This is a genomic window from Rhodococcus sp. NCIMB 12038, from assembly GCF_002165735.1.
Classification (GTDB): domain Bacteria; phylum Actinomycetota; class Actinomycetes; order Mycobacteriales; family Mycobacteriaceae; genus Rhodococcus_F.
Window position 1 is genome coordinate 17,932 of sequence record NZ_NHML01000027.1, and the last position, 20,060, is coordinate 37,991.

Sequence of the window (20,060 nt, forward strand, 5' to 3'; positions counted from 1 at the left end):
GCCGTGGGTAGACGGCCGTGACGAGGGCGGGACCGGCTCGCCCGTGGACGCACATCACACCGGAGGTTTCGATGACGCTGACCGCCACGGGACCTGCCACATCCGCTCGGCAGCGTCGCGCCGCGACGACCGATGTGGCCCGCCTGTTCGGTCAGTCGGTACTGCCGTTCGTCGCGGCCGGAGCCATCGCGCGGCGCCGTCCCGTCATGGGGCTGCTCGAGCGGTTACAAGCCGATGCAGGTGCAGTGCGACAGATACCCGCACTCCGAGAGCGGTACGGCGACGGCCCGCTGCCGTTTCGTGTATTCGGCCGGGACCTCGCCGTGGTTCTGACGGCCGAGGACGTCGACACCGTGCTGCGCACCGAGGCCGACCTCTTCACCGCGGCGAATCGCGAAAAGGTGGCTGCACTGAGCCCGTTCCAACCCGACGGGGTCCTCATCTCCCGAGGTGCGCTTCGGGATCGCCGCCGGGACGTGAACGAGCAGGCGCTGGACACCGGGCAGCCGATGCACCACCTGGCAGGCCCGATCACTGAACTGATTCGTGCCGAATCCGAAGAGTTGCTGCGTTCGGCCCGCGCGGCAGGCACCCTCGACGCCGCCACGTTCACACGCTGGTGGTGGCGGATCGTGCGAAGTGTCGTGCTGGGGGCGTCCGCACGAGACGATCACGAACTGACCGATCAGTTGTGGACGCTCCGCTCGAACGGCAATTGGTCATTCGCGCATCCGATCCGGCACGCGCTACGAGACAGGTTCACTCAGCGGCTGCAGCGGTACGTCGAATCGGCACCCGCCGAGAGTCTCGCGGGCGCTCTGCGGGAGGTCCCCGCGAATGCACCGATCGACCCCGTCGGCCAAATCCCGCATTGGTTGTTCGCATTCGACGCCGCCGGCATGGTCACCATCCGCACGATGGCACTGCTCGCGACGCACCCGCGACACCGCACGAAAGCATTCGAGCGGATCGAACCCTCGACCCTCGGCGAACCGCAACCCTACGAATACCTGCGGGGGTGCATCCTCGACAGCACAAGGCTCTGGCCGACCACCCCGGTCATCCTTCGGGATTCGCTGGCTCCGACGGAGTGGGAAGACGACCATGGCCGGTATACGATTCCGGCCGGTAGCGCGTTCGTCATCCTGGCACCCGCGTTCCACCGGGACCGGCTGGCGTTCCCGTTCGCCGACCGGTTCGAACCGGAGATATGGATCGACGGGCGGGCGGAACAGTATCGCGGCCTCGTTCCGTTCAGCGCCGGACCCACGACCTGTCCCGGGCGCAACGTCGTCTTACTGGTGACCAGTACGGTCCTCGCGAACCTCTTCACCCGCGCCGACTTCGCTGTCACCTCGCGCATCTCGCCCGATCCCGACCGGCCGCTCCCCGCCACGTTGAACAATTTCGGACTCGAGTTTTCCGTCCGATGAGGTCACCGACAACCGGTTCGGCCGGAAGGGACAGATAGTTGGCACACGTACCGCGCAAGGTCGTGATCACCGGCGCCAGCGGCAATGTCGGCACCTCGCTCCTGCGTCTCTTCGCCGCACAGGAACCCGCGACCACGGTGACCGCTATCGCCCGCCGAACGCCGCCTTGCACGCCACCCTACGAGTATGCGGATTGGCACGAGATCGACCTGGCAGGAGGTGATGCGTACAGGGAACTCGTGCCGCTGTTCGAGGATGCGGATGCCGTGGTCCACTTGGCGATCGCGTTTCAACCGGCCCGAGATCGCGATTATCTGAGACGCACGGCAGTTGACGGAACGCGGGCGGTCGCGGAAGCGGCACGGGACGCCCGGGTGCACCACCTGGTCCACCTCTCCTCGGCGGCGGTGTACTCCCCCGGTGCGTACGGCGAACGCGTGACCGAACAGAGGCCCCGCCGGGGCATGCCGGGATCGATCTACAGCGTCGACAAAGTTGCCGAGGAAGACGTCCTCGACGAGGTCGAAACCGCATCTGCGACTGACGGACACGCGCCTCTCACCGTCACCCGGCTCCGTCCCGGTCTGATCGCACAGCACGACGAGGCCACCGCTCTCCTGCGGTACGCGGCACCGAGTTTCGTGCCGCGCAGTCTGACCCGGCGGATACCGATGCTGCCGGTCCTCCCGCTCGACCGTTCGCTGACACTTCCTGTCGTCCACACGGACGACGTCGCCGACGCAGTGATGAAAGCGCTTGCCCGGCGTGCGCCCGGGGCGTTCAACATCGCGGCGGACGAACCACTGACCGCGGCGGATGTCGGGGAGGCCTTCGACGCCCATCTCGTCCACGTGCCGTCGTCGGCGTTGCGTGTTGTCGCCAACCTCGCGTGGACGCTGCATCTTTCGCCTATCCATCAGGGTTGGATCGATCTCGCCTACGCCACCCCACTGGTGGATTGTTCCCGTGCCCACACCGTGCTCGACTGGCGCCCGCACCACACCGCCGAGGAGGTGATCCGCGAACTCGTTGCGGGGATGGAGGGCCGGTCGCACAGTACGAGCGCCGTCCTCGGCGAACGGTCCCCCATCGGGAAGCTACGAAAACTCATGACGTCCGGGCCCGTGACCAGGCGTAAACTGCCGTAGCCTCAGGATTCGACGACCACACGGATTTGCCGGATGGTTCCATCGGCGGCATCGGGAATCTCCATACCGGCGTCTACGCCGCTGCGCAGATAGTCGACGACCTGCCGGTCGAGACGCTCTCCCGGCACGACGGCAGGAATGCCCGGTGGATACGGGGTGAGTGGTTCGGCGGCGATGCGTCCGGCTGCCCGGTCTGCGTCGACCATCTCGCTCGACCCGAAGAACGCGTCTCGAGGTGACATCACCGACTCGAGTTGCAGCTCTTCGGGACTCGGCAACGAGATCGGTGGTGGCCGATCGAAGGATGCCGCGGCCTGTGCCAGGTTCTCGAGGGCGGTGACGAGCCGGTTCGTGGTGTCGTCGTCGTCGGCCATCGACAAGGTCGCCGCGATGCGGCGGTGATCGTGCATGCCGACGTCGAGGTGGCAGTGCTGACGCATCCAGTCGGTGCACTGGAACCCGGACACACCGAGTTCGCTGACGTCGATGAGGATCTGCAAGCGGTCGAGGTCGTGCGAGGCCTCCTCGCCGAGCAACCGGTCCTCGAGCACGGTCAGTCCGTCGACGCCGGCAATCCTCTCCCGGGTGCGGCCAGCGAGCGCGAGAGCGCGGCCGAGGAGGTCCGTGCCGTGCTCGACCATCTGCCGCCGCCACCCGTCCATGGCCGCGTAGAGCATCACGTTCGGACTGGTGGTCGTCAACAAGTCCGCGCACTGGGACAGATGCGTGCCGTCGACCAGGTCGCCCTGCAGGTGATAGACCGATCCCTGCTCGAAGCCGGCACCCATTTTGTGGACGCTGACCACGCAGACGTCGGCGCCGGCGTCCATAGCCCAAGTCGGCAGATCGTCGTGGAAGGGAAGGTGCGCTCCCCACGCTTCGTCGACGATCAGAGGCTTGCCCCGCTCGTGGCACACCCGTGCGATGGATTCGAGGTCCGCGCACGTCCCGTACGGACTGGGGCTGACGACCAGCGCACCGGCGGCGTCGGGGTACTTCTCCCACATGGCCCGTACCTGGTCCGGCGACGGAGGATGCGAAAAGTGCATCTCCTCGTCCCACCGTGGGGTGATCCACCTGGGCGTGACACCACTGAACACCAAACCCGCCACGATGGATTTGTGGGAGTCGCGGGACACGAGCAGGCCGCCGGGGTCGTCACCCGCGACCGCCATCATCGCCGTCTTCACCGACAGTGAGCTGCCGCAGGTCGAGAAGAAGGCCTGATCGGCCCTGACCGCATCGGCCATCAGTTGCTCGGCCCTGGACAGGTAGCCGTTACTGGATCGGCGGTCGTCCAGCCCGCCGGAAGCGAGGACGTCCGAACGGAACGGGTCGATGCCGAGCACCTTGGTCACCCGACTGTCTGCGCCGCGACCCTGGCGATGTCCCGGTGGGGAAAATCCGTATCGGTCGAGCTGATGGTACTGCTCCAATGCGTCCAACAACGGTGCCTGCGAGTGGTCCATACCCGACGGGTACCCCCCGACTTGCGGCCCTGAACCTCCCCGTGCCGGCCGCACGCGCCGGTCCACTTCCACCGTCGAGCCCCACGCATCGTCTGCCGGGCGTACCGTACGCCGGTGGGTACCCACCACGTCGGTGGCTCCTCGCCCGGAAATGCTTTAGGACAGGGCAATCGTGCAGACCGAGTGGAGATGTGATGACGGTCATCGAGTGCGCAGGAGATGGACGCGCCCGCGGCCTCGCTCACGGTGAGCAGGCCCGCGAATTGATCCACACTGCACTGGACCGGTGGCGGAACGCGACGAGCGCTCGCAGTCGCGAGCACCTCGCCGCGACGGGACTGCTTGCCACCATCGAGGCGGCCGTGCCCGACCTGGCCGAGGAGATGCGCGGCATCGCCGAGGCGGCAGGAGTCCCGTTCGCGGAGATCCTCGCGTACAACTTCATGGACGAGCAGTGGTGGGTGCACCGGGAGCACCTGGAACTGGGTTGCAGCGTCCTCGGACGGTCCGACGTGGGTGGCGTGATCCTCGCCCAGAATATGGACCTTCCCGAGTTCATGGATGGATCCCAGGTCGTTCTGCGCGTCCTCCCGGAGTCAGGGCCGGAAGCACTGGTACTGAGTTCGGCGGGAATGATCGGGTTGACCGGGATCAACGCTGCCGGTGTCGGAGTCTGCGTCAACACTCTCGGCATGCTGCACCACAGCCGTGCCGGTCTGCCCGTCGCCGCCGCGATCCGGGGCGCGCTCGTCCAATCCTCTCGTGCCGCAGCGGCCGACTTCCTGCACCGCATCTCACACGCGAGCGGACAGCACTATGCGATGGCAGATGCGCACGGACTCCACGGCGTCGAGTGTTCTGCCACCGAGATCGTCGTCAGTTGCCCCGCGGGTTCGCCACTCCTGTTGCACACCAATCACCCACTGGCCAACGGCGACATCGACCCGGATGCCGCTCACGAACTCGAGCGCGACGGGCGGACAACCGATTCCCGAGTTCGCCTCGAATTTCTCGAAGAACACGTGACCTCGGTCCTCGATCTGACCGACGCCGAGCGGCTGCTCACCGACCGGACCGCGCCCCTGTGCGTCACACCGCGGCACGGCCGCCGGACGAAGACCTTCGGGTCCGTTGCCTTCGATCTCGGAACCCTCCCACCGAGAGCGCGCTTCTGCCTGGGTCTACCGGACCGCCAACCCTGGGTCGAGCCGGGATGGCACTCGCCCCGGCAGCACGCCGAGCCGACACCATAGCGACTGGGCCAGTGGTCGCACCGACCAGCTGCATCGACCAGTGTGCTTCGGGGTACACGACATTCGCCGGACACACCCGATCCCGAGGCGGCTCCCGGCGTGAGGAGGACATCATGGTCTCGAGCGGTACTCGCCTCCGGCAACGGCGCCGTCCGGCAGCGCCGCACCTTCCGTACGGGCACACCGCACGACCTGCTCGACACGATCGGGCGGACCACCCTCGCGAGACATCCGACACCACGCGAAGGCTGATCATGTTCTCCCGCATCACCTTGACGGGACGGAGAGAACGGTTCGGTCACCCCAGCAGTTGCGGGCCCCGGATTGCGCCCTCTCCCCCCGGGGTATTTCGACACATACGCCGTCGTCGTGTCCGGACGCGACGACGACCAGGCCCTCCGGTTCAGACCGGAGCCGGCAGGGCCGCCCCAAAAGTGCTGACAATCCGGATGAGTCGGTAATGAGACGTCCTCGAAGCGAGAGGTGGAAGTTTGATGAGCAGCGTGTTCGACGAGCGTGCAGAACGGATCGCTGCGGCAGCCCGTGATCGGCACCTCACCATCGCCACCGCAGAATCTCTGACGGGCGGGAGAATTTCCTCCGTTCTCGGTGCCGCCCCGTCCGCATCCGAGTGGTATCGAGGCAGCGTCGTGGCCTATGCCAGTTCCGTGAAACACGGACTGCTGCGGGTTCCCGACGGTCCGGTCGTCAGCGAACCCAGCGCACGAGCAATGGCGTCGACGGTAGCCGATCTGCTCGGAGCTGATCTGGCAGTGGCGGTCACCGGCGCAGGCGGACCACAACCTCAGGACGGACAACCGCCCGGGACGGTGTGGTTCGGGGTCTTCACCGACGGTCGGGTTCGCGCCGAACTGCGACACTTCGACGGCGACCCCGGCGACGTGGTGGACGCGACCACCATGCACGCCCTCGTTCTACTCGAAGACGCGCTGTTGCGATAAGCGCAGGGACTCTCACCGCGGCCGTCCGCTGCGGCCGCGGCGACTTCCCCGGTACGCCCCGACGCGCACACCGGCGAGCCATCCGGGCTGAAGTGCCAGCCCCGGTGGACAGTTCAGCACCGGATCGAACGTCGGTTGTTCGTCGTCCGGTCGCTCGTGTACCTGTGTCAGCGTCACCTGCCCGGCCGGAACGGCCGACCCGGTCATCGAGACGAGGTCCAGACGAAACCTCAACGGTGTGTCGGCGATGGACCGTCTCAACGCGGCCAGTGAGGTCGATTCCGGATGCCGGCCGACCGGGACCGCGAGGACCCACCGGGTGTCCGACGTGCCCGACGAATACGGCATCAGACTGCTGTAGCGGGCGCTACGCCACTGCCGGGCGGGTAGTGGGAGCATCCGAGTCACTGCGGAGGTCCCCGAGCTGGCCAGTAGAAGATCCCACTCCGTATCGGGCGGATCGAGCGGGATTTTCAACGCCAGCCCGAGCACGTCGGGTACGGCCGACGGCGTTCCCACTCCTCCGGACATCCTCGCCGTCACTTCGATCCGCCTTCCCGTCGGCAGTGTCCACCAGGGCGAATCCAGTTCGACATGCCCCGTTGCCACCAGGCCACGCGGATGAAAGACCCTGACGCCGCCTCGCAGTGCCGCGGCGACCTGAAACGGTGCGCGGACGAACACGGTCCTTGCCGCACCGCCGATTTGTCCGGTCAGGTTCACAACGCCCGCCCCTCGTATTCGTGGCCACTGTCCGTCGATCGGAGCCGGTACCCTTGCGCGGGATCGTAGGTGATCAATCCTCGATCCTCGAACGCCCGCAGCCAGCCCTGCATCGGCCATCGACCCCAACGGCGTTCAAACAGTCGGGAATTGACGAGAATGTCGCGGAGATGCTCGACGGGCGGGTCGGACACCGGATGGTACTGGTGGAATGCGTCGGCACCACCGACCCAGCGCAGGCCCACGCCCGCGGCTGCGGCGGTGTAGGCGAAATCGGTGTCTTCACCGCCGTACCCCGTGTAGTCGGTGCAAAATCCCCCGATCCGATTCCACGTATCGGCGGTGACGGCGAAGGACAACGACCAGAACAGGTCGTAGTCCGCACCCGGCACTACAGTCCCGGCGGGGGGCGCCGGCCGAGCAGAGTGAGGACGACGAGCTTCGTGGACGTGGTCGAGGTCGTATCCTCCCGGGCCGGGGGGCGGCAGATAGGTGACCGGACCGCACAGGAGAGCGCTGCGATGGCACTGCCGGCGAGCCACGTCGGCGTACCGGCGGATCATCGCGGGTCCCGCAATGCAGTCCACGTCGAGGAAAATCAACAGCTCCGCTCCTGCGGCCAGGGCTGCTGCGGCACCGGCATTCCGGGCGCGCGCCAGGGGCAGTGGTCCGCGATCGTGCTCGATCCACAGGACCGCAGCGGTGCTGCCCTCGGCCGACACCACGTCTGCCACTGCGGGGTCGCCGATCGCCACGACCACATGCGCGTTCGGAACCGATGTGCTTCGTTCGAGGGACCGCAGCTGAAGCCTCAGATGGGTGTCACGGTGGGCGGCGATCGTGACCACCGCAGTCCTCATCGCGAGGCCTCGATTCGTTTGGCCAGGCTGTCGATGACCGCTGCCGCGCGCCCGGCCGCACCTGCGGTCTGCCAGCGTGGCCAGCGGTGACCACCCACGGTCGTGGCGGCCTCGATCAGGTGCGGCCACTCGGTCAGGGACGGCCACCGCGGTACCGACACGGCGAGCTCGTTGGCTGCCAGCGCCGCCGCAGTGGCGTGCTGTTCTCCGAACGGGCGGGGTTGGGGAATGATGATCGCCGGGCGTCCGGCAGCGGCGACATCGGCGACCGCGTTCTGACCGGCGTGCGAGACGACGACGTCGGCAGTCCTCAACTGCGGCCAGGGGTCGTCCACCCAGGGTGCACCCGGGACGCCGAGCGCCTGCCACCGATATCCCCGGTGCTGGTTGGCGCACAACCGGATGTCGTCCATCGACAGATTCGAACCGCCGGTACCGCTGAGCACCAGCACCCGGGGGCGCCCCGCCGAAGGGCCGTCATCGCTTGGGCGGCCGTCGAACCGGCTGATCCCACCGACGAAGGTCGTCTTGTCCGCAAATTCTCTGAGCCACAACGGGTCGTACATCTCCTGCGGCCATGCTGCGAGGATGTGCTCGGCGAGCTGATACCCGAGGTGATGAGCAGGATCGGTTCGGTCTCCCGGCATCGCCACGACCACGACCGGCACGCCCAGAAGCCGGGCCAACACCGTCACTTCCACCGACACGTCCACCACCAGCAGACTCGGCCGGACGGTGTCGATCCAGTGGACCACCTGACCCATCCGCGACGCCAAACCCCGATCCAGCGCGGGCGCCCAGTGCAGGACGCCGTTGGCGGTCGGATTCTCGGCCGTGTCGCCGTCGTCGTCGCGGACCAGGCAGACGACGTCGGCGAAGCACTCTGCGTCCGGTTGCGGCGCCGACGTCAGTGCGGTGACGGGCGTGGTCAGAGCGGAGCAGATACTCTTCGCCCGTGCGCGGTGCCCCTGCCCGTGGTGATGAATGTAGTACCCGATCACAGCATCACCCCGTTGTGTCGCAGCGTCTTCCCGATTCCGTGCGCGTGCGTCAGTCGCCGATACGTGTCCACGTATGCATCGACCATGACGCGTTCGGAACAACGTTCCCGGGCTCGGTCGCGCGCCGCCGAACGAGAGAGCACGACGGTCTCCGGAATTGCGCGAACCAAGGCGTCGAGGTCGTCGGGTGGTACCAACCGGCCGCAGTCGGGGGTGAGCACTTCCGGAATCCCACCCCGCGCGAACGCGGCGACCGGCGTGCCACACGCGAGCGCCTCGGCCACCACCAGGCCGTAGGGCTCGTCCCACAACGGTGTTACCAGTGCCGCTGCGGAACTGCCGATCGCCGCCGCCAGCGCCGGCTGCGCGAGATGACCCAGATATGTGACGTCGGATCCGAGACGGGGCCTGATCGACCGCGCGAAGTAGTCCGGATCGCTGATCGGACCGGCCAGCACGAGCGGCAACCCCGCCCGCCTCGCGGCCGTGATCGCCAGGTGAGCACCCTTTTCCGGCACCAGACGGCCGAACCAGATCAGGCGTCGCCCTCCGTCGCCTGCCGGCCAGCCGGCGAGGTCGACGCCGTTCGGGATGACATCGATGTCGCCGACGACATGCCGCCACGCGTCGGCGGTGTGTCCGCTCACCGCAGCGAAGTGCGCCCCACGTCCGGAGCCGACGGCGATGGCCGACTCGAGCCACGGGGTCGGTGGTGTGTGGAGCGTGCACAGGATGGGTGCGGGCACCGTCGCCGCCATGGCCACGGGCAGGTAATGCAGGCTGTGGTTGTGCACCACGTCGAATTCTCCCGCCAACGGACCGGCGAGATCGAGCATCAGCTGCAGGTACGCATGATGTTCTGCCATGAACTCGAGGGGCGGCATGGACGCGTCCGCTCGGGCGGCTGCGCTGACCTCGAGCGTCCGGACCTCGAGCTGGGCACAGCCGAGTCCCGGATCCGAGCCCGGGCCGGCGAACAATGTCACCCGGTGCCCGTCCGCAGACAGACTGCGTGCCAGCCACCACACGTGCGATTCGAGGCCGCCGGCGAAGGGCTGCCGGATCGGAAATCGGCACGACGCCACGAGGGCGATCCGCAGCGGTGTGCCGCTCACGAGAGGGCTTCCTCGTAGATGGCGTAATGCGCGCGGGCCAGTTGGCGCCGCTGTGATTCGCGTTCGGTCGCGGTCGCCCGTTTCGGTTCGGCGTCGTAGAGCGCCCGGATGCAGCGTTTCAACGACTCCGCATCGAAATGCTGTTCGTCGAATCCGAAGACCGCACAGTCTTGTTGCTCCCCGTAGAAGCCGCAGCTCGGCGCTGCCACCGCCGTCCCGAGGTCGTAGCAGGCCTCCAGCCAACCCGAATGGGTGCCGAAGCGGTACGGCAGCACCGACACCGACAGCGACGTCAGGTAGTCCCACAGTTGCCCGTCCGAGAAGTACCGGTGAACGAGGACGTCGACGTCCTTCCGATCTCCGTAGCGCACGAGACGAATACCCGCTTCCGGGGCGTACCAGTGGTTCGCCGGATCGAAGATCTCGCTGTGGACGTTGATTCGCAGTCGGGCACCTTCGAGCTGGGAAACCGTGCCGGCAAGTACGTCGAGGACCGGGAACGGATCCATGTTCGCGCGGAGACTTTTCACATGCACGCCCACCACGAATTCCGCGGTGCGGTGCCGGGGCCGGTCGAGCAGATCGCGCCCGACCACGTGCGGATGGGGGAGCACCGTCGCAGTGCGAGCCCAGTTCGATTCGATCACCGACGCGGCACCCGGGGTCAGGGTGACGACGGCGGTGGCGGCGGGAACCAGCACGTCGAGCAGTTCGAGATGCGGTTCGGGGTCGGGTTGGTGGGGATTGCGCAGATCGTGCACGGTGTACACCAAGGGAATTCGATGCACAGACAGTTCGTGCAGAATGTCCTTCATGTCGGCCGGGGCGATGGCGTCGAACCCGAAGTGGATGTGAAACACGTCGAATTCGCGGTGATGCCGACTGATCCACAACGGATCCAGCATCACCGGAGGCCACCACCCGCCCGGCACCTTCCGCCCGTCGGCCGGCACCGGATCTGGAAGGCGGACCACGTGGTCATTCCCGTCGGGCTCCGCAAGATGTCGAACATATACATGCGAGGCCGGCACCGAGGCGACCCTGATCATGCGCACATCCTTTCCGACACGAAGCGTCGACGAGACGGTTCTTCTGTCCGGAGAATCCACACGGAACAGCGCGGCCGGACACTACCGGCAACCGGACTTGCTACCAATCAGAGTATTTCGATGCCGCTCTCGATTTGGCAGCATCGGCGCCAGCAGAGGCGAGGGGCGGTTCAGCCGTTCCCCGACGACTTCCTCCCGCCCCGCCTCTTGAGCGCGACGTACGCGATAACGCTGACCAGAATCAGGATTCCAATGATCTCCACGGGGGACGAGTACCCGGCAGAACGCTGTCTCAAGCGATGGACCACCGAACCGGTCTGCACTGCAGGGCCATTCGAATGCTCGTCACTTCTTGTCTTCGGCCCTACCGACGCCTCCCTGGTGCGCGGGCCCCACCCCGGAGTCGCTGCCCTCGGTCTCGGCGGTTTGAGCGGCAGGCTTCTCCTCCGCCGGTGACGCGACCGCGCCACGTGGGGTCTCCTCGGGTTTCGGTGACTGCGTGCCGCCGGTGTCGACATGCTCGTCGCGCTCCGGGCGCCCCTCCTGGGTGCTCGTCGTCCGGCCTTCGTACGGCGGGATCGGTGGCTTCGCGTCGCCGGGAGGCAACGAGCCGCCGGCTGGCGCGGGGTTCGTGCCCTCCTCGGCGGTGGAGGTGACTTCGTCCTGATCAAGCGACCCGGCCTCGCGCCCCGCCTCGTTTGCGCCGGCCTGATCCGGACCCGCATCCCGCGATCCCTGGGGTCCGCGTTCGGACTGTGGTTCCTCGTGCAGTTGCTTGCCTGGTTCGGTACCCATGATTTCTCTCCTTACCGACGCACCAGAACGCCGGACTCTCGGATTGTTCGGGGTGTGACCTCTGCATTAGCTATGCCCAGGGACGCGAATGCGAAACAGCGTCTCGCAGTCGGGACAAGTCGGGTGTCGCGCTCCCCGTGGAGCGTGATTCGGTTTTCGAACATCTGGGCACTCCGGGAAGAGCAGACCGTACAGCAACGTTGGCGCCCATCCCATCGATATTTCAGCGAGGAGCTTCGTCGTGTCCAAGAAGAACCCGCCCATTCCCGGAACTCCGGGGTCCGGTACTCCGGCGCTCGCCGAGCCCACCGAGCCCACCGAGCCGTTGCCGCCGAAGTCCGACCAGCGGGCGCCCGAACTGCGGACCGCGACTGGGCAACCCGTCGAGGGGCCGGACACGGCCCGCGGCCAGAAGGGTGAGCGCCTCACCACGGCGCAGGGCGCGCGACTTTACGACACCGACCACTCGCTCAAGGCCGGTGAGCGGGGACCGACCCTGCTGCAGGACCACCACCTACGCGAAAAGATCACGCACTTCGATCACGAGCGGATTCCGGAGCGGGTGGTGCACGCACGGGGCGCGGCCGCCCACGGCATCTTCCGTGCGTATGGTTCCGCCGAACCCGTCAGCAAGGCGGCGTTCCTCGCCAAGGACGTCGAGACGCCGGTCTTCGTCCGGTTCTCCACCGTGCTCGGCTCCCGGGGGTCGGCCGACGCCGTCCGCGACACCCGTGGATTCGCGACCAAGTTCTACACCGGCGAAGGCACCTTCGACCTGGTGGGAAACAACATTCCGGTGTTCTTCATCCAGGACGGCATCAAGTTCCCCGACATCATCCATGCCGGCAAACCGCACCCGGACCGCGAGATCCCGCAGGCACAGAGTGCGCACGACACCTTCTGGGACTTCGTGTCCCTGCACACCGAGGCGACGGCGCACACGTTGTGGAACATGTCCGATCGGGGCATCCCGCGCTCGTATCGGATGATGGAAGGCTTCGGCGTCAACACCTTCCGGATGGTGAACGCGGCGGGCGAAAGTTCACTCGTGAAGTTCCACTGGAAGCCGAAACTGGGTGTGCACTCCCTGGTGTGGGAGGAAGCGCAGATCGTCAACGGCATGGACCCCGACTATCACCGCCGCGACCTCGCCGACGCGATCGAGTCCGGTGCCTACCCGCAGTGGGAGCTGGGTATCCAGGCGTTCCCCGACACCCCGGAGCAAATGTTCGAGGGGATCGACCTGCTCGATCCGACGAAGATCGTGCCCGAGGAACTGGCGCCGGTGCAGCCGATCGGGCTGATGACGCTGGACGCGAATCCGACGAACTTCTTCGCCGAGACGGAGCAGGTGGCGTTCCACCCCGGGCACCTCGTCCCGGGGATCGATGTCACCGACGACCCACTGCTGCAGGCACGGCTGTTCTCGTACCTGGACACCCAGATCAGCCGGCTCGGCGGACCCAACTTCGGGCAGATCCCGATCAACCGGCCACACGCGGAGGTCAACGACATGCTGCGCGACGGCATGCACCAGAACGGGGTCCATCCCGGGGTGGCGCCGTACCGGCCGAATTCCCTCGACGCCGGTTGCCCGTTCCTGGCCGGGGCCGACACGGCGTTCGTCGAGGTGCCGGTGCCGATGCCGGAATCGACGAAGCTGCGGGGCGCGCCCGCCAGCTACGACGATCACTTCTCGCAGGCCCGACTGTTCTACGCCAGTCTCAGCGCCGTCGAACAGGCCCACGTTGCCCAGGCCTACACGTTCGAGCTGGGCAAGTGTTACGAGCAGGTCATCAAGGAGCGCGCCCTCGGGGTCATCGCGAATATCGACCCCGGCCTGTGCGCGACGGTCGCCGAGGGCCTCGGTCTTCCGGCACCGGAGCCGACCGTCGCGTACGACGTCGCGCCGACGCCCAGCCCGGCACTGTCACAGGTCGGCGCCGAGTGGCCCCTGGACGGCAGGAACATCGGCATCGTCGCCGACGAGTCCGCCGATCTGTCCGAAGTCGGCGACCTCGTCGAGAAGGTCGGCAAGAACAGCATGGTTCCACTCGTCATCGGACCGCACGGTGGCGAACTGGGCTCGGGCAAAGCCGCCGTGCCGGTGTCCCGAACGTTCCTCACGATGCGGTCGGTGGAGTTCGACGCCGTCGTCGTCGCGTCTCCGACGTCGGACCCGCGGGTGCAGGTGCTGCTGACGGAAGCGTTCCGGCACTGCAAGGCGATCGGGGGATGGGCCGCGGGTCGCGGACCCCTCGAAGCGGCCGGAATTCCGGCCGACGCCCCCGGCATCGTGATCGCCGACGACGCATCTGCCCTGTTCGACGGCATCACTGCGCTGATGAAGTCCCACCGGGTTTGGGAACGGCTCACATGACAGCGCAGGGATGCGTGCACCCGGGGTGCTGACATCTGACAGATGCCGCGCCGGGCCGGCAACCCGAGGATTGTCTCAACGCCGGTCCGGCCCGAGACCGACCACCTTCGCCGCGATCGCCGCGACCGGAGTGTTCGAGGTCTGGGAAAGTTTCACGAGTATCTCGAACGCCTGATCCGCACCGACGGAGAACCGTTCCATCAGCATCCCCTTCGCCTGCCCGATCAGATCGCGGTTGACCAGCGCCGAACGAAGCTGTGATTCTCGCTGACCGGAGGTGACGGCGATTGCGGCGTGCGCTGCCAGGACCTCCCCGACGGTGACCGCCTCGTCGCCGAAAGCGTGCGCCTTCATCGCCAACACATTCAGTGCACCGGCAACATCGGAGTGGGTGTAGAGCCGGAACGACACGATGCTTCGTACTCCGGACCGGACGGCCTCGCGGGTGAACTGCGGCCACCGCCGCTCGTTTTCCAGGTCGTCGCTGCGGGTGACCGACCCGTCCGCGGCCGCATCGACACACGGTCCCTCACCAAACTGTGCCTGCACTGAATCCAGCTCGGCGGGTAGAGCCGACGTCGGGGCGAACGAGTCGTACTTCCGTCGCCCGGTGATGGTGAGGATGTCCGCGCTGTCCGCGCCCGGGATCAGGTCGACCGCGGCCTTCGTCACATTGCGCAGGGTCCCGCCCAGATCGGACGGTGCCGTCCACGACCGAGCGAGATCGGCCATCATGACCCCGAGACTGTCATGATCGAAATCGTTCATCGGTGGCACCGCCCGTCGCATCAGCGTCGGTGCCCTCAGCACGTCGACACTTGCGGCCAGACTCGGCCACGCGTAGAAACCACCGCAGGCGCATTGCGCCTCACCTCGAACACTACGCCCCCACACCCTCTGCACAGCATGTTCGCCCACCGGCAAGATCAGGACGTTCAAGCCTGCCCGAACCAAGTGGGATTCGTGTGATCGACGTCAAGCGCGGGTAATCCAGGAGTGGTCGTACTCCCGATCCGCAATCAAGACCGGAACGACATCACGGAGATGGAACCCATGACGACATTGCCCCAGCCCGATCCGATCACCCGGCATGGTCGAGATGGTGAAGATCGTGCGATGGACGGACGGCACACGCTGTCGGTGGCGGAAGGCATTTTGATCCGTGAGTCTTTCGGCGCAAACCCGGTCCTTCAGGGCCGGGATAGCCGATCTGGATTTGTCGGACTGTGGGGTTATGGTCTGGGTCATGGTGGGGAGGGTGGTGAAGCGGGCGTTCAAGTACCGTTTCTATCCGACTGCGGTGCAGGCGGAACAGCTCGCGCGGACGTTCGGGAGCACCCGGTATGTCTACAACCGGGCATTGGCCGAGCGGACGCGGGCCTGGTCGCAGGAACAACGCCGGATCACGTACAGCGACACCTCGACGATGCTCACCGGATGGAAGCGCGATGCCGAGACCGCGTGGTTGGCGGAGCCGTCGAAGGGGCCGTTGCAGGAATCGCTGCGGCAATTGCAGGGCGCGTTCGAGAAGTTCTGGCGCAAGCAGACCCGCTACCCGCAATTCAAGAAAAAGGGCCAATCGAAGGATTCGGCGACCTATTATTCGAACTGCTTCACCTACCGGGGCGGGCAGCTCCGGTTGGCCAAGCAGTCCGAACCCCTGGATATTCGGTGGTCGAGGCCGCTACCGGAGAGGGCCGTGCCGACGCAGGTGACGGTGTCGCGTAATGCTCGCGGTCAGTACCACATCTCGATCCTCGTCGAAGACACCATCACCGAGCCCCCGTTGACCGATCGGGTGGTCGGGCTCGACGCCGGGATCACCAGCCTCTACACGCTCTCGACGGGGGAGAAGATCACCAACCCCCGCCATGAACGCAGGGACCGTGCGCGGCTGGCGAAGGCGCAACGGGCACTGGCCAAGAAGCAGAAAGGATCGCGTAACCGGGCCAAGGCCCGACTGAAGGTCGCGAAGATTCATGGCCGGATCGCCGATCGGCGCCGCGATTATCTGCACAAACTCTCCACTCGACTGGTGCGCGAAAACCAAGTGATCGCCATCGAGGATCTGAGTGTGCGGAACATGGTGAAGAATCGGTCGTTGTCTCGGGCGATCTCCGATGCGGCATGGTCCGAATTCCGGACCATGCTCGAGTACAAGGCCGACTGGTACGGGCGGCGGGTGGTGGCGATCGACCGGTTCTATCCGTCGTCGAAGACCTGCTCGGTGTGCGGGGCGATCGCCTCGGCGATGCCGCTGGACGTGCGGGAGTGGACGTGCCGGTGCGGCGCCGTCCACGACCGGGACGTGAATGCTGCGAAGAATATTTTGGCCGTCGGACTGACGGTGACAGCCTGCGGAGACGGTGTGAGACCACCCCGCACATAAAGTGCGGGGAGGCGACTGTCTGTGAAACAGGAACCTCGAGACGTGAGTCCCGAGGGGAATCTCGGTCGTTCACGGCCGAGAGGACGTCAATGCGCTTCGCCGTTACGGCCAGACCGATGCATTCGACGAACTGCTCCGGGTCGCGCAACGTCACCACCTCAGCGTGCTGGCCGTTGCCCACGCCCTGGTGGATCTCGCGACGAAAGCCTCTCCCCCGCTGGGGTCCCCCGACCGTCACGCGGACCCCACCGCATCCCTCGCCGAGTGGGAGTCACGTCTCGACTAACGGCCAGGGTCTCCCCGACGACGACGGACGCGCCCTGCTCGCACGGCCTCTCCGGGACGGCCGATCACCACGCGGTCAGGTCTCGTCGGGGAGGGTTTGGCCGGGGCGGTCGACATCGCCGCGCCACGCGCCGGTTTCGGTGCCGCGAGCCTCGATGAACTCCTTGAATTTGGTCATGTCGGCCTTCACTCGATGTGTCAGGACGCCCAGCTTGTCCGCGACGTTCTCTACCACACCGTTCGGATCGATATCCATCTGCGCTGTGACCCGTGTGTGGGTGTCGTCGAGCCGATGAAAGGTGATCACACCGGCATGGTCGGGGCCGGCATCGGATTTCCACGCAACCCTCTCATCCGGGTGTTGCTCGGTGATGGTGGCGTCGAATTCGCGTGTCTGCCCGGCAATGTCGATGACCCAATGAGTATGGGTGGAATCAACTTGCCGAACTTCTTTCACGCCTTCCATGAACTGGGGAAACGACTCGAACTGGGTCCATTGGTCGTAGGCCACTCGGATCGGAACATCGACATCGACAGCTTCGGTAACAGTGCTCATGCGATTTCGCTTACCCGCGCCTTCCCCGTTCTACACAGTTCGCCGGCGCGTCATTGCCCCACCGAGCCTCCACTCCCCCAACCGTATTCATCTTTACGGCAGGGTCCTGTGGTTCAGTGTGTGTTCGTCCGCGGAGCCGTTGCAGCGGGTGTACGCGAGAGGAGCAGACCCAAGGCGATCATTCCCACTCCGAGAACGAAGTGCAGCCAGTTGTCTGCGGTGTTGAGGGGCACGAAGTTAGCGGCACTGTCCTTGTCTATGAGCAGACCGTAAATCCACAGCACCAGATAGACAACCCCGCCGCCGACGAGGAATGCCTTGGCGGTGTCGGCTCGGCGGGACAGGACGAGGCCGGCGACGCCGAACAGCAAGTGCACGATGTTGTGCAGGATCGACACCTCGAAAATGCCGAGCAGCTTGGCTTCGGAGTGATGTCCGGCGAAGGTGAGAGTGTCGTAGTCGGTGGTGATGCCGGGAATGAAACCGAGGATCCCGACGAGCAGGAACACGGCGCCGACTACGAGGGCAGCGAGCTGGAGTGGGGATCGGGTCAGCGGCGAGGAGCTGGATCGTTGAGTCATCGTTCATGCGCCTTTCTCGAAGCTGTGTAAGGAGATCGGATTCTTCGTTCGTGGTGGTCCGGGCAGTCCCCGAGTGCCCGCGCCGGGCCCTGGAGAAACCAGGCGCTTTTTCTCTGTGATGTGGGAAGACCTTCGGGGTACTCACGTCGTGGGCGGACGAGTTGACCCCGCCCGGCGAAGGGATTGGCATGAACACATCGGACACCGCGGATCCGAGTCGCAGGATGGCTGCGCTCGCACGCACCCTGTCCGCGCCCCGGACGGTCGACGAGCGGCTTCGCGCCATTACCGCCTCCGTGGTCGACTTGATGCCTGCCGAGACGTGCGCCGGCATCCTGCTGGTCTCCAAAGGAACGGCGTTCGAGACGGTGGCACCGACGTCACCGCTGCTCCGAAAACTCGACTCGGTTCAGAAAGAGCTCGGGCAGGGTCCTTGCGTGGCAGCCGCGATCAAGAATCTCGTCGTCCGCAGCGACGATCTTCGTACCGAGACGCGATGGCCACAGTTCGCAGCAGCCGCGGTGGATTCGGGAATCCTCAGTTCCATCTCGTTCCAGCTGTTCACGGCCCGGGAGAAGATGGGAGCGCTGAACCTTTTCGCGTTCGAGCCGAACGCATTCGGCCCCGAGGAAGAGGCCACGGCCGAGGTGCTGGCGGCTCATGCTGCGCTGGCGTTGACGGCGGCGCGGACGGAAGAGCAGCTCCGATCCGCGATCTCCTCCCGAGACATCATCGGGCAGGCCAAGGGCATGTTGATGGAACGGTTCGGCATCAACGCAATTGAAGCTTTCGAACTTCTCACCAAGTTGTCTCAGGAAACGAACGTTCGACTCAACGCCGTCGCGCAGCAGGTCATCGAACGTAGGTGAAAGGGCTCGGGTGAGGGTGATCGAATGTCAGATCACCCCCACCCAGGGTGGGTGCCGCCGATGCGGGTCCGTATCGACCCGTCAGTCAGATGGTGGCGGCACCAAGCCCCCGCAAGCAACAGATCGGCCCTCACCCCGGCCAGGGGCACGACGTCCGCACCCGACAGCTAATCGAGTACGGCGTCGACCGTCTTCTTCAGGGCCGACGGTTGCGCAGGAGACCTGGGGGCCTTCTCCTTCAGTTCGAGCAACCGAACACCCATTTCCTGGAGTTGTTTGCGCCCCAGCTCCTCCCGCACTTTGGGGAACCACTCTTGTTCTTCTTCTTCGATGTGATGCTCGACAGATTCGATCAGCACGGTGGCCTTCGCGTCGAACCTTTCGTCATCCGGTTTCATCCCCGCAAGCTCCGTCACCAGCACGTCGGCGACGTGGTGTTCCTCGTAGGATTCGAGGATGTCGTCCTCGAGGTCAGGCGCGAGTTCACGTACGCCCGGGTACATGACCTCGTTTTCGATGTACGTGTGCACCGTCAGGGCCTCGATGATCTTGTCGACGATGCGGCCCTTTTCGACGCGGGCGTCCGGCCCGGCGCCGCGAAAGTCCCGGAACAGCTTTCGAATTTCCTTGTGGTCGCTTTTCAGGAGAACAATCGCGTCGGTCGACATTGATACCTCACAGTGGTGGTCGGGGAGAGCGGGGCGAGTGCGATGTCGTCACTACGCATTACCCACTAGCGGCGACGGCTAACACCGTCCTCTCGATCACCTGTGCCGGCGGAGTGGCCCGATCCGGAGCGAGAACGCGATCGCGGGCCGGGGTGTACCGCGCCGGACGACGACCCGGACTCGGCGTGGGCGTGACGCCGGAGGACGAGGTGCCTGCGCAGGTGACCGATCCGGAGCCGGGCCGGGGTCTTGCGCGGCGGCACGGTCGTAGGCAGCACGCCGTGCCGGGTCACGGAGCAGCGCGTAGGCGGCGAGGATGCGTTGCAGTTCCTCGTCCGCCACGGGGTCGGTGGCCGGCTGAGTGGTGCGGGTGTCCGGATGGTGTGCGTGCAACAAGCGCCGGTAGGCGCGGGCAATCTGCGCCGGGGATGCCTCAACCGTCAGTCCCAGGACTCGGTACGGGTTGCTCTCGGTGGTCATCACCGAAACCTTCTGCGAGTGGCACCGCCTCTGTGTACGACGGG

General features: G+C 66.0%; 20 protein-coding genes. 7 read left to right on the plus strand and 13 right to left on the minus strand.

Annotation, left to right across the window (positions count from 1 at the left end; translation table 11 throughout):
* Positions 1 to 71: 71 nt before the first annotated feature.
* On the plus strand, positions 72 to 1,433 hold the full coding sequence (locus tag CA951_RS31635; RefSeq protein ID WP_087560628.1) for a cytochrome P450: 1,362 nt from the start codon (positions 72 to 74) through the stop codon (positions 1,431 to 1,433).
* Positions 1,434 to 1,471: 38 nt separating this feature from the next.
* Positions 1,472 to 2,581 (plus strand): NAD-dependent epimerase/dehydratase family protein, encoded by a 1,110-nt coding sequence (locus CA951_RS31640; protein WP_256974168.1) that lies wholly within the window; start codon positions 1,472 to 1,474, stop codon positions 2,579 to 2,581.
* A 2-nt stretch (positions 2,582 to 2,583) separates the two neighbouring features.
* Here the strand turns inward: CA951_RS31640 and CA951_RS44965 are convergent, their stop codons facing one another.
* The gene (locus CA951_RS44965) at positions 2,584 to 4,050 is read right to left on the minus strand and encodes an aminotransferase class I/II-fold pyridoxal phosphate-dependent enzyme (protein ID WP_087560629.1); all 1,467 of its coding nucleotides are present in this window, start codon (positions 4,048 to 4,050) and stop codon (positions 2,584 to 2,586) included.
* A gap of 194 nt (positions 4,051 to 4,244) precedes the next feature.
* Between CA951_RS44965 and CA951_RS31650 the strand changes: the two genes are divergently transcribed.
* Both CA951_RS31650 and CA951_RS31655 read left to right on the plus strand, forming a co-directional pair.
* Positions 4,245 to 5,303 carry a C45 family peptidase gene (locus CA951_RS31650; RefSeq protein ID WP_087560630.1) on the plus strand — a complete coding sequence of 353 codons (1,059 nt, stop codon included), beginning with the start codon at positions 4,245 to 4,247 and terminating at the stop codon, positions 5,301 to 5,303.
* A 494-nt stretch (positions 5,304 to 5,797) separates the two neighbouring features.
* Complete coding sequence (locus CA951_RS31655) at positions 5,798 to 6,265, plus strand: CinA family protein (RefSeq protein ID WP_087560631.1); 468 nt, start codon at positions 5,798 to 5,800, stop codon at positions 6,263 to 6,265.
* A gap of 12 nt (positions 6,266 to 6,277) precedes the next feature.
* Here the strand turns inward: CA951_RS31655 and CA951_RS31660 are convergent, their stop codons facing one another.
* The 6 genes from CA951_RS31660 to CA951_RS31685 all read right to left on the minus strand — a co-directional run bounded on the left by CA951_RS31660 (position 6,278) and on the right by CA951_RS31685 (position 11,808).
* A complete protein-coding gene (locus tag CA951_RS31660; protein ID WP_087560710.1) occupies positions 6,278 to 6,949 on the minus strand; it encodes a hypothetical protein in 672 nt (223 codons plus the stop codon).
* Between the two features lie 35 nt (positions 6,950 to 6,984).
* The gene (locus CA951_RS31665) at positions 6,985 to 7,848 is read right to left on the minus strand and encodes a glycosyltransferase family 2 protein (RefSeq protein WP_143543132.1); all 864 of its coding nucleotides are present in this window, start codon (positions 7,846 to 7,848) and stop codon (positions 6,985 to 6,987) included.
* On the minus strand, positions 7,845 to 8,849 hold the full coding sequence (locus CA951_RS31670; RefSeq protein ID WP_087560632.1) for a glycosyltransferase: 1,005 nt from the start codon (positions 8,847 to 8,849) through the stop codon (positions 7,845 to 7,847). Before CA951_RS31670 ends, CA951_RS31665 begins: the two co-directional genes overlap by 4 nt.
* Positions 8,846 to 9,964, minus strand: coding sequence for a glycosyltransferase (locus CA951_RS31675; protein ID WP_087560633.1), 1,119 nt, complete (start codon positions 9,962 to 9,964; stop codon positions 8,846 to 8,848). The genes CA951_RS31670 and CA951_RS31675 overlap by 4 nt, the downstream gene beginning before the upstream one ends.
* Complete coding sequence (locus CA951_RS31680; RefSeq protein ID WP_087560634.1) at positions 9,961 to 11,013, minus strand: hypothetical protein; 1,053 nt, start codon at positions 11,011 to 11,013, stop codon at positions 9,961 to 9,963. The genes CA951_RS31675 and CA951_RS31680 overlap by 4 nt, the downstream gene beginning before the upstream one ends.
* A gap of 345 nt (positions 11,014 to 11,358) precedes the next feature.
* On the minus strand, positions 11,359 to 11,808 hold the full coding sequence (locus CA951_RS31685) for a hypothetical protein (protein ID WP_087560635.1): 450 nt from the start codon (positions 11,806 to 11,808) through the stop codon (positions 11,359 to 11,361).
* Positions 11,809 to 12,049: 241 nt separating this feature from the next.
* Between CA951_RS31685 and CA951_RS31690 the strand changes: the two genes are divergently transcribed.
* Positions 12,050 to 14,188, plus strand: a complete 2,139-nt coding sequence (locus CA951_RS31690) for a catalase (RefSeq protein WP_087560636.1) — start codon at positions 12,050 to 12,052, stop codon at positions 14,186 to 14,188.
* Positions 14,189 to 14,263: 75 nt separating this feature from the next.
* Here CA951_RS31690 and CA951_RS31695 read toward each other — a convergent pair whose 3' ends face one another.
* Positions 14,264 to 14,956, minus strand: a complete 693-nt coding sequence (locus CA951_RS31695) for a GAF and ANTAR domain-containing protein (RefSeq protein ID WP_087560637.1) — start codon at positions 14,954 to 14,956, stop codon at positions 14,264 to 14,266.
* Positions 14,957 to 15,163: 207 nt separating this feature from the next.
* The gene (locus CA951_RS43025) at positions 15,164 to 15,436 is read right to left on the minus strand and encodes a hypothetical protein (RefSeq protein ID WP_143543133.1); all 273 of its coding nucleotides are present in this window, start codon (positions 15,434 to 15,436) and stop codon (positions 15,164 to 15,166) included.
* Between CA951_RS43025 and CA951_RS31700 the strand changes: the two genes are divergently transcribed.
* Positions 15,435 to 16,577, plus strand: coding sequence for an RNA-guided endonuclease TnpB family protein (locus tag CA951_RS31700; protein ID WP_087560712.1), 1,143 nt, complete (start codon positions 15,435 to 15,437; stop codon positions 16,575 to 16,577). The two genes, CA951_RS43025 and CA951_RS31700, sit on opposite strands and share 2 nt — an antisense overlap.
* A 361-nt stretch (positions 16,578 to 16,938) precedes the next feature.
* Here the strand turns inward: CA951_RS31700 and CA951_RS31710 are convergent, their stop codons facing one another.
* Together CA951_RS31710 and CA951_RS31715 are read right to left on the minus strand one after the other, a co-directional pair.
* Positions 16,939 to 17,418 carry an SRPBCC family protein gene (locus CA951_RS31710; protein ID WP_087560638.1) on the minus strand — a complete coding sequence of 160 codons (480 nt, stop codon included), beginning with the start codon at positions 17,416 to 17,418 and terminating at the stop codon, positions 16,939 to 16,941.
* Positions 17,419 to 17,531: 113 nt separating this feature from the next.
* Complete coding sequence (locus tag CA951_RS31715; RefSeq protein WP_179220385.1) at positions 17,532 to 17,999, minus strand: DUF4383 domain-containing protein; 468 nt, start codon at positions 17,997 to 17,999, stop codon at positions 17,532 to 17,534.
* A gap of 188 nt (positions 18,000 to 18,187) precedes the next feature.
* Here CA951_RS31715 and CA951_RS31720 point away from each other — a divergent pair, with 188 nt between their 5' ends.
* Positions 18,188 to 18,868 carry a GAF and ANTAR domain-containing protein gene (locus tag CA951_RS31720; protein ID WP_087560639.1) on the plus strand — a complete coding sequence of 227 codons (681 nt, stop codon included), beginning with the start codon at positions 18,188 to 18,190 and terminating at the stop codon, positions 18,866 to 18,868.
* Positions 18,869 to 19,035: 167 nt separating this feature from the next.
* On the opposite strand, the gene CA951_RS31725 is transcribed toward CA951_RS31720, so the two are convergent.
* Positions 19,036 to 19,536, minus strand: coding sequence for a hemerythrin domain-containing protein (locus CA951_RS31725; RefSeq protein ID WP_087560640.1), 501 nt, complete (start codon positions 19,534 to 19,536; stop codon positions 19,036 to 19,038).
* A gap of 96 nt (positions 19,537 to 19,632) precedes the next feature.
* A complete protein-coding gene (locus CA951_RS31730) occupies positions 19,633 to 20,016 on the minus strand; it encodes a J domain-containing protein (protein ID WP_087560641.1) in 384 nt (127 codons plus the stop codon).
* Positions 20,017 to 20,060 lie beyond the last annotated feature (44 nt).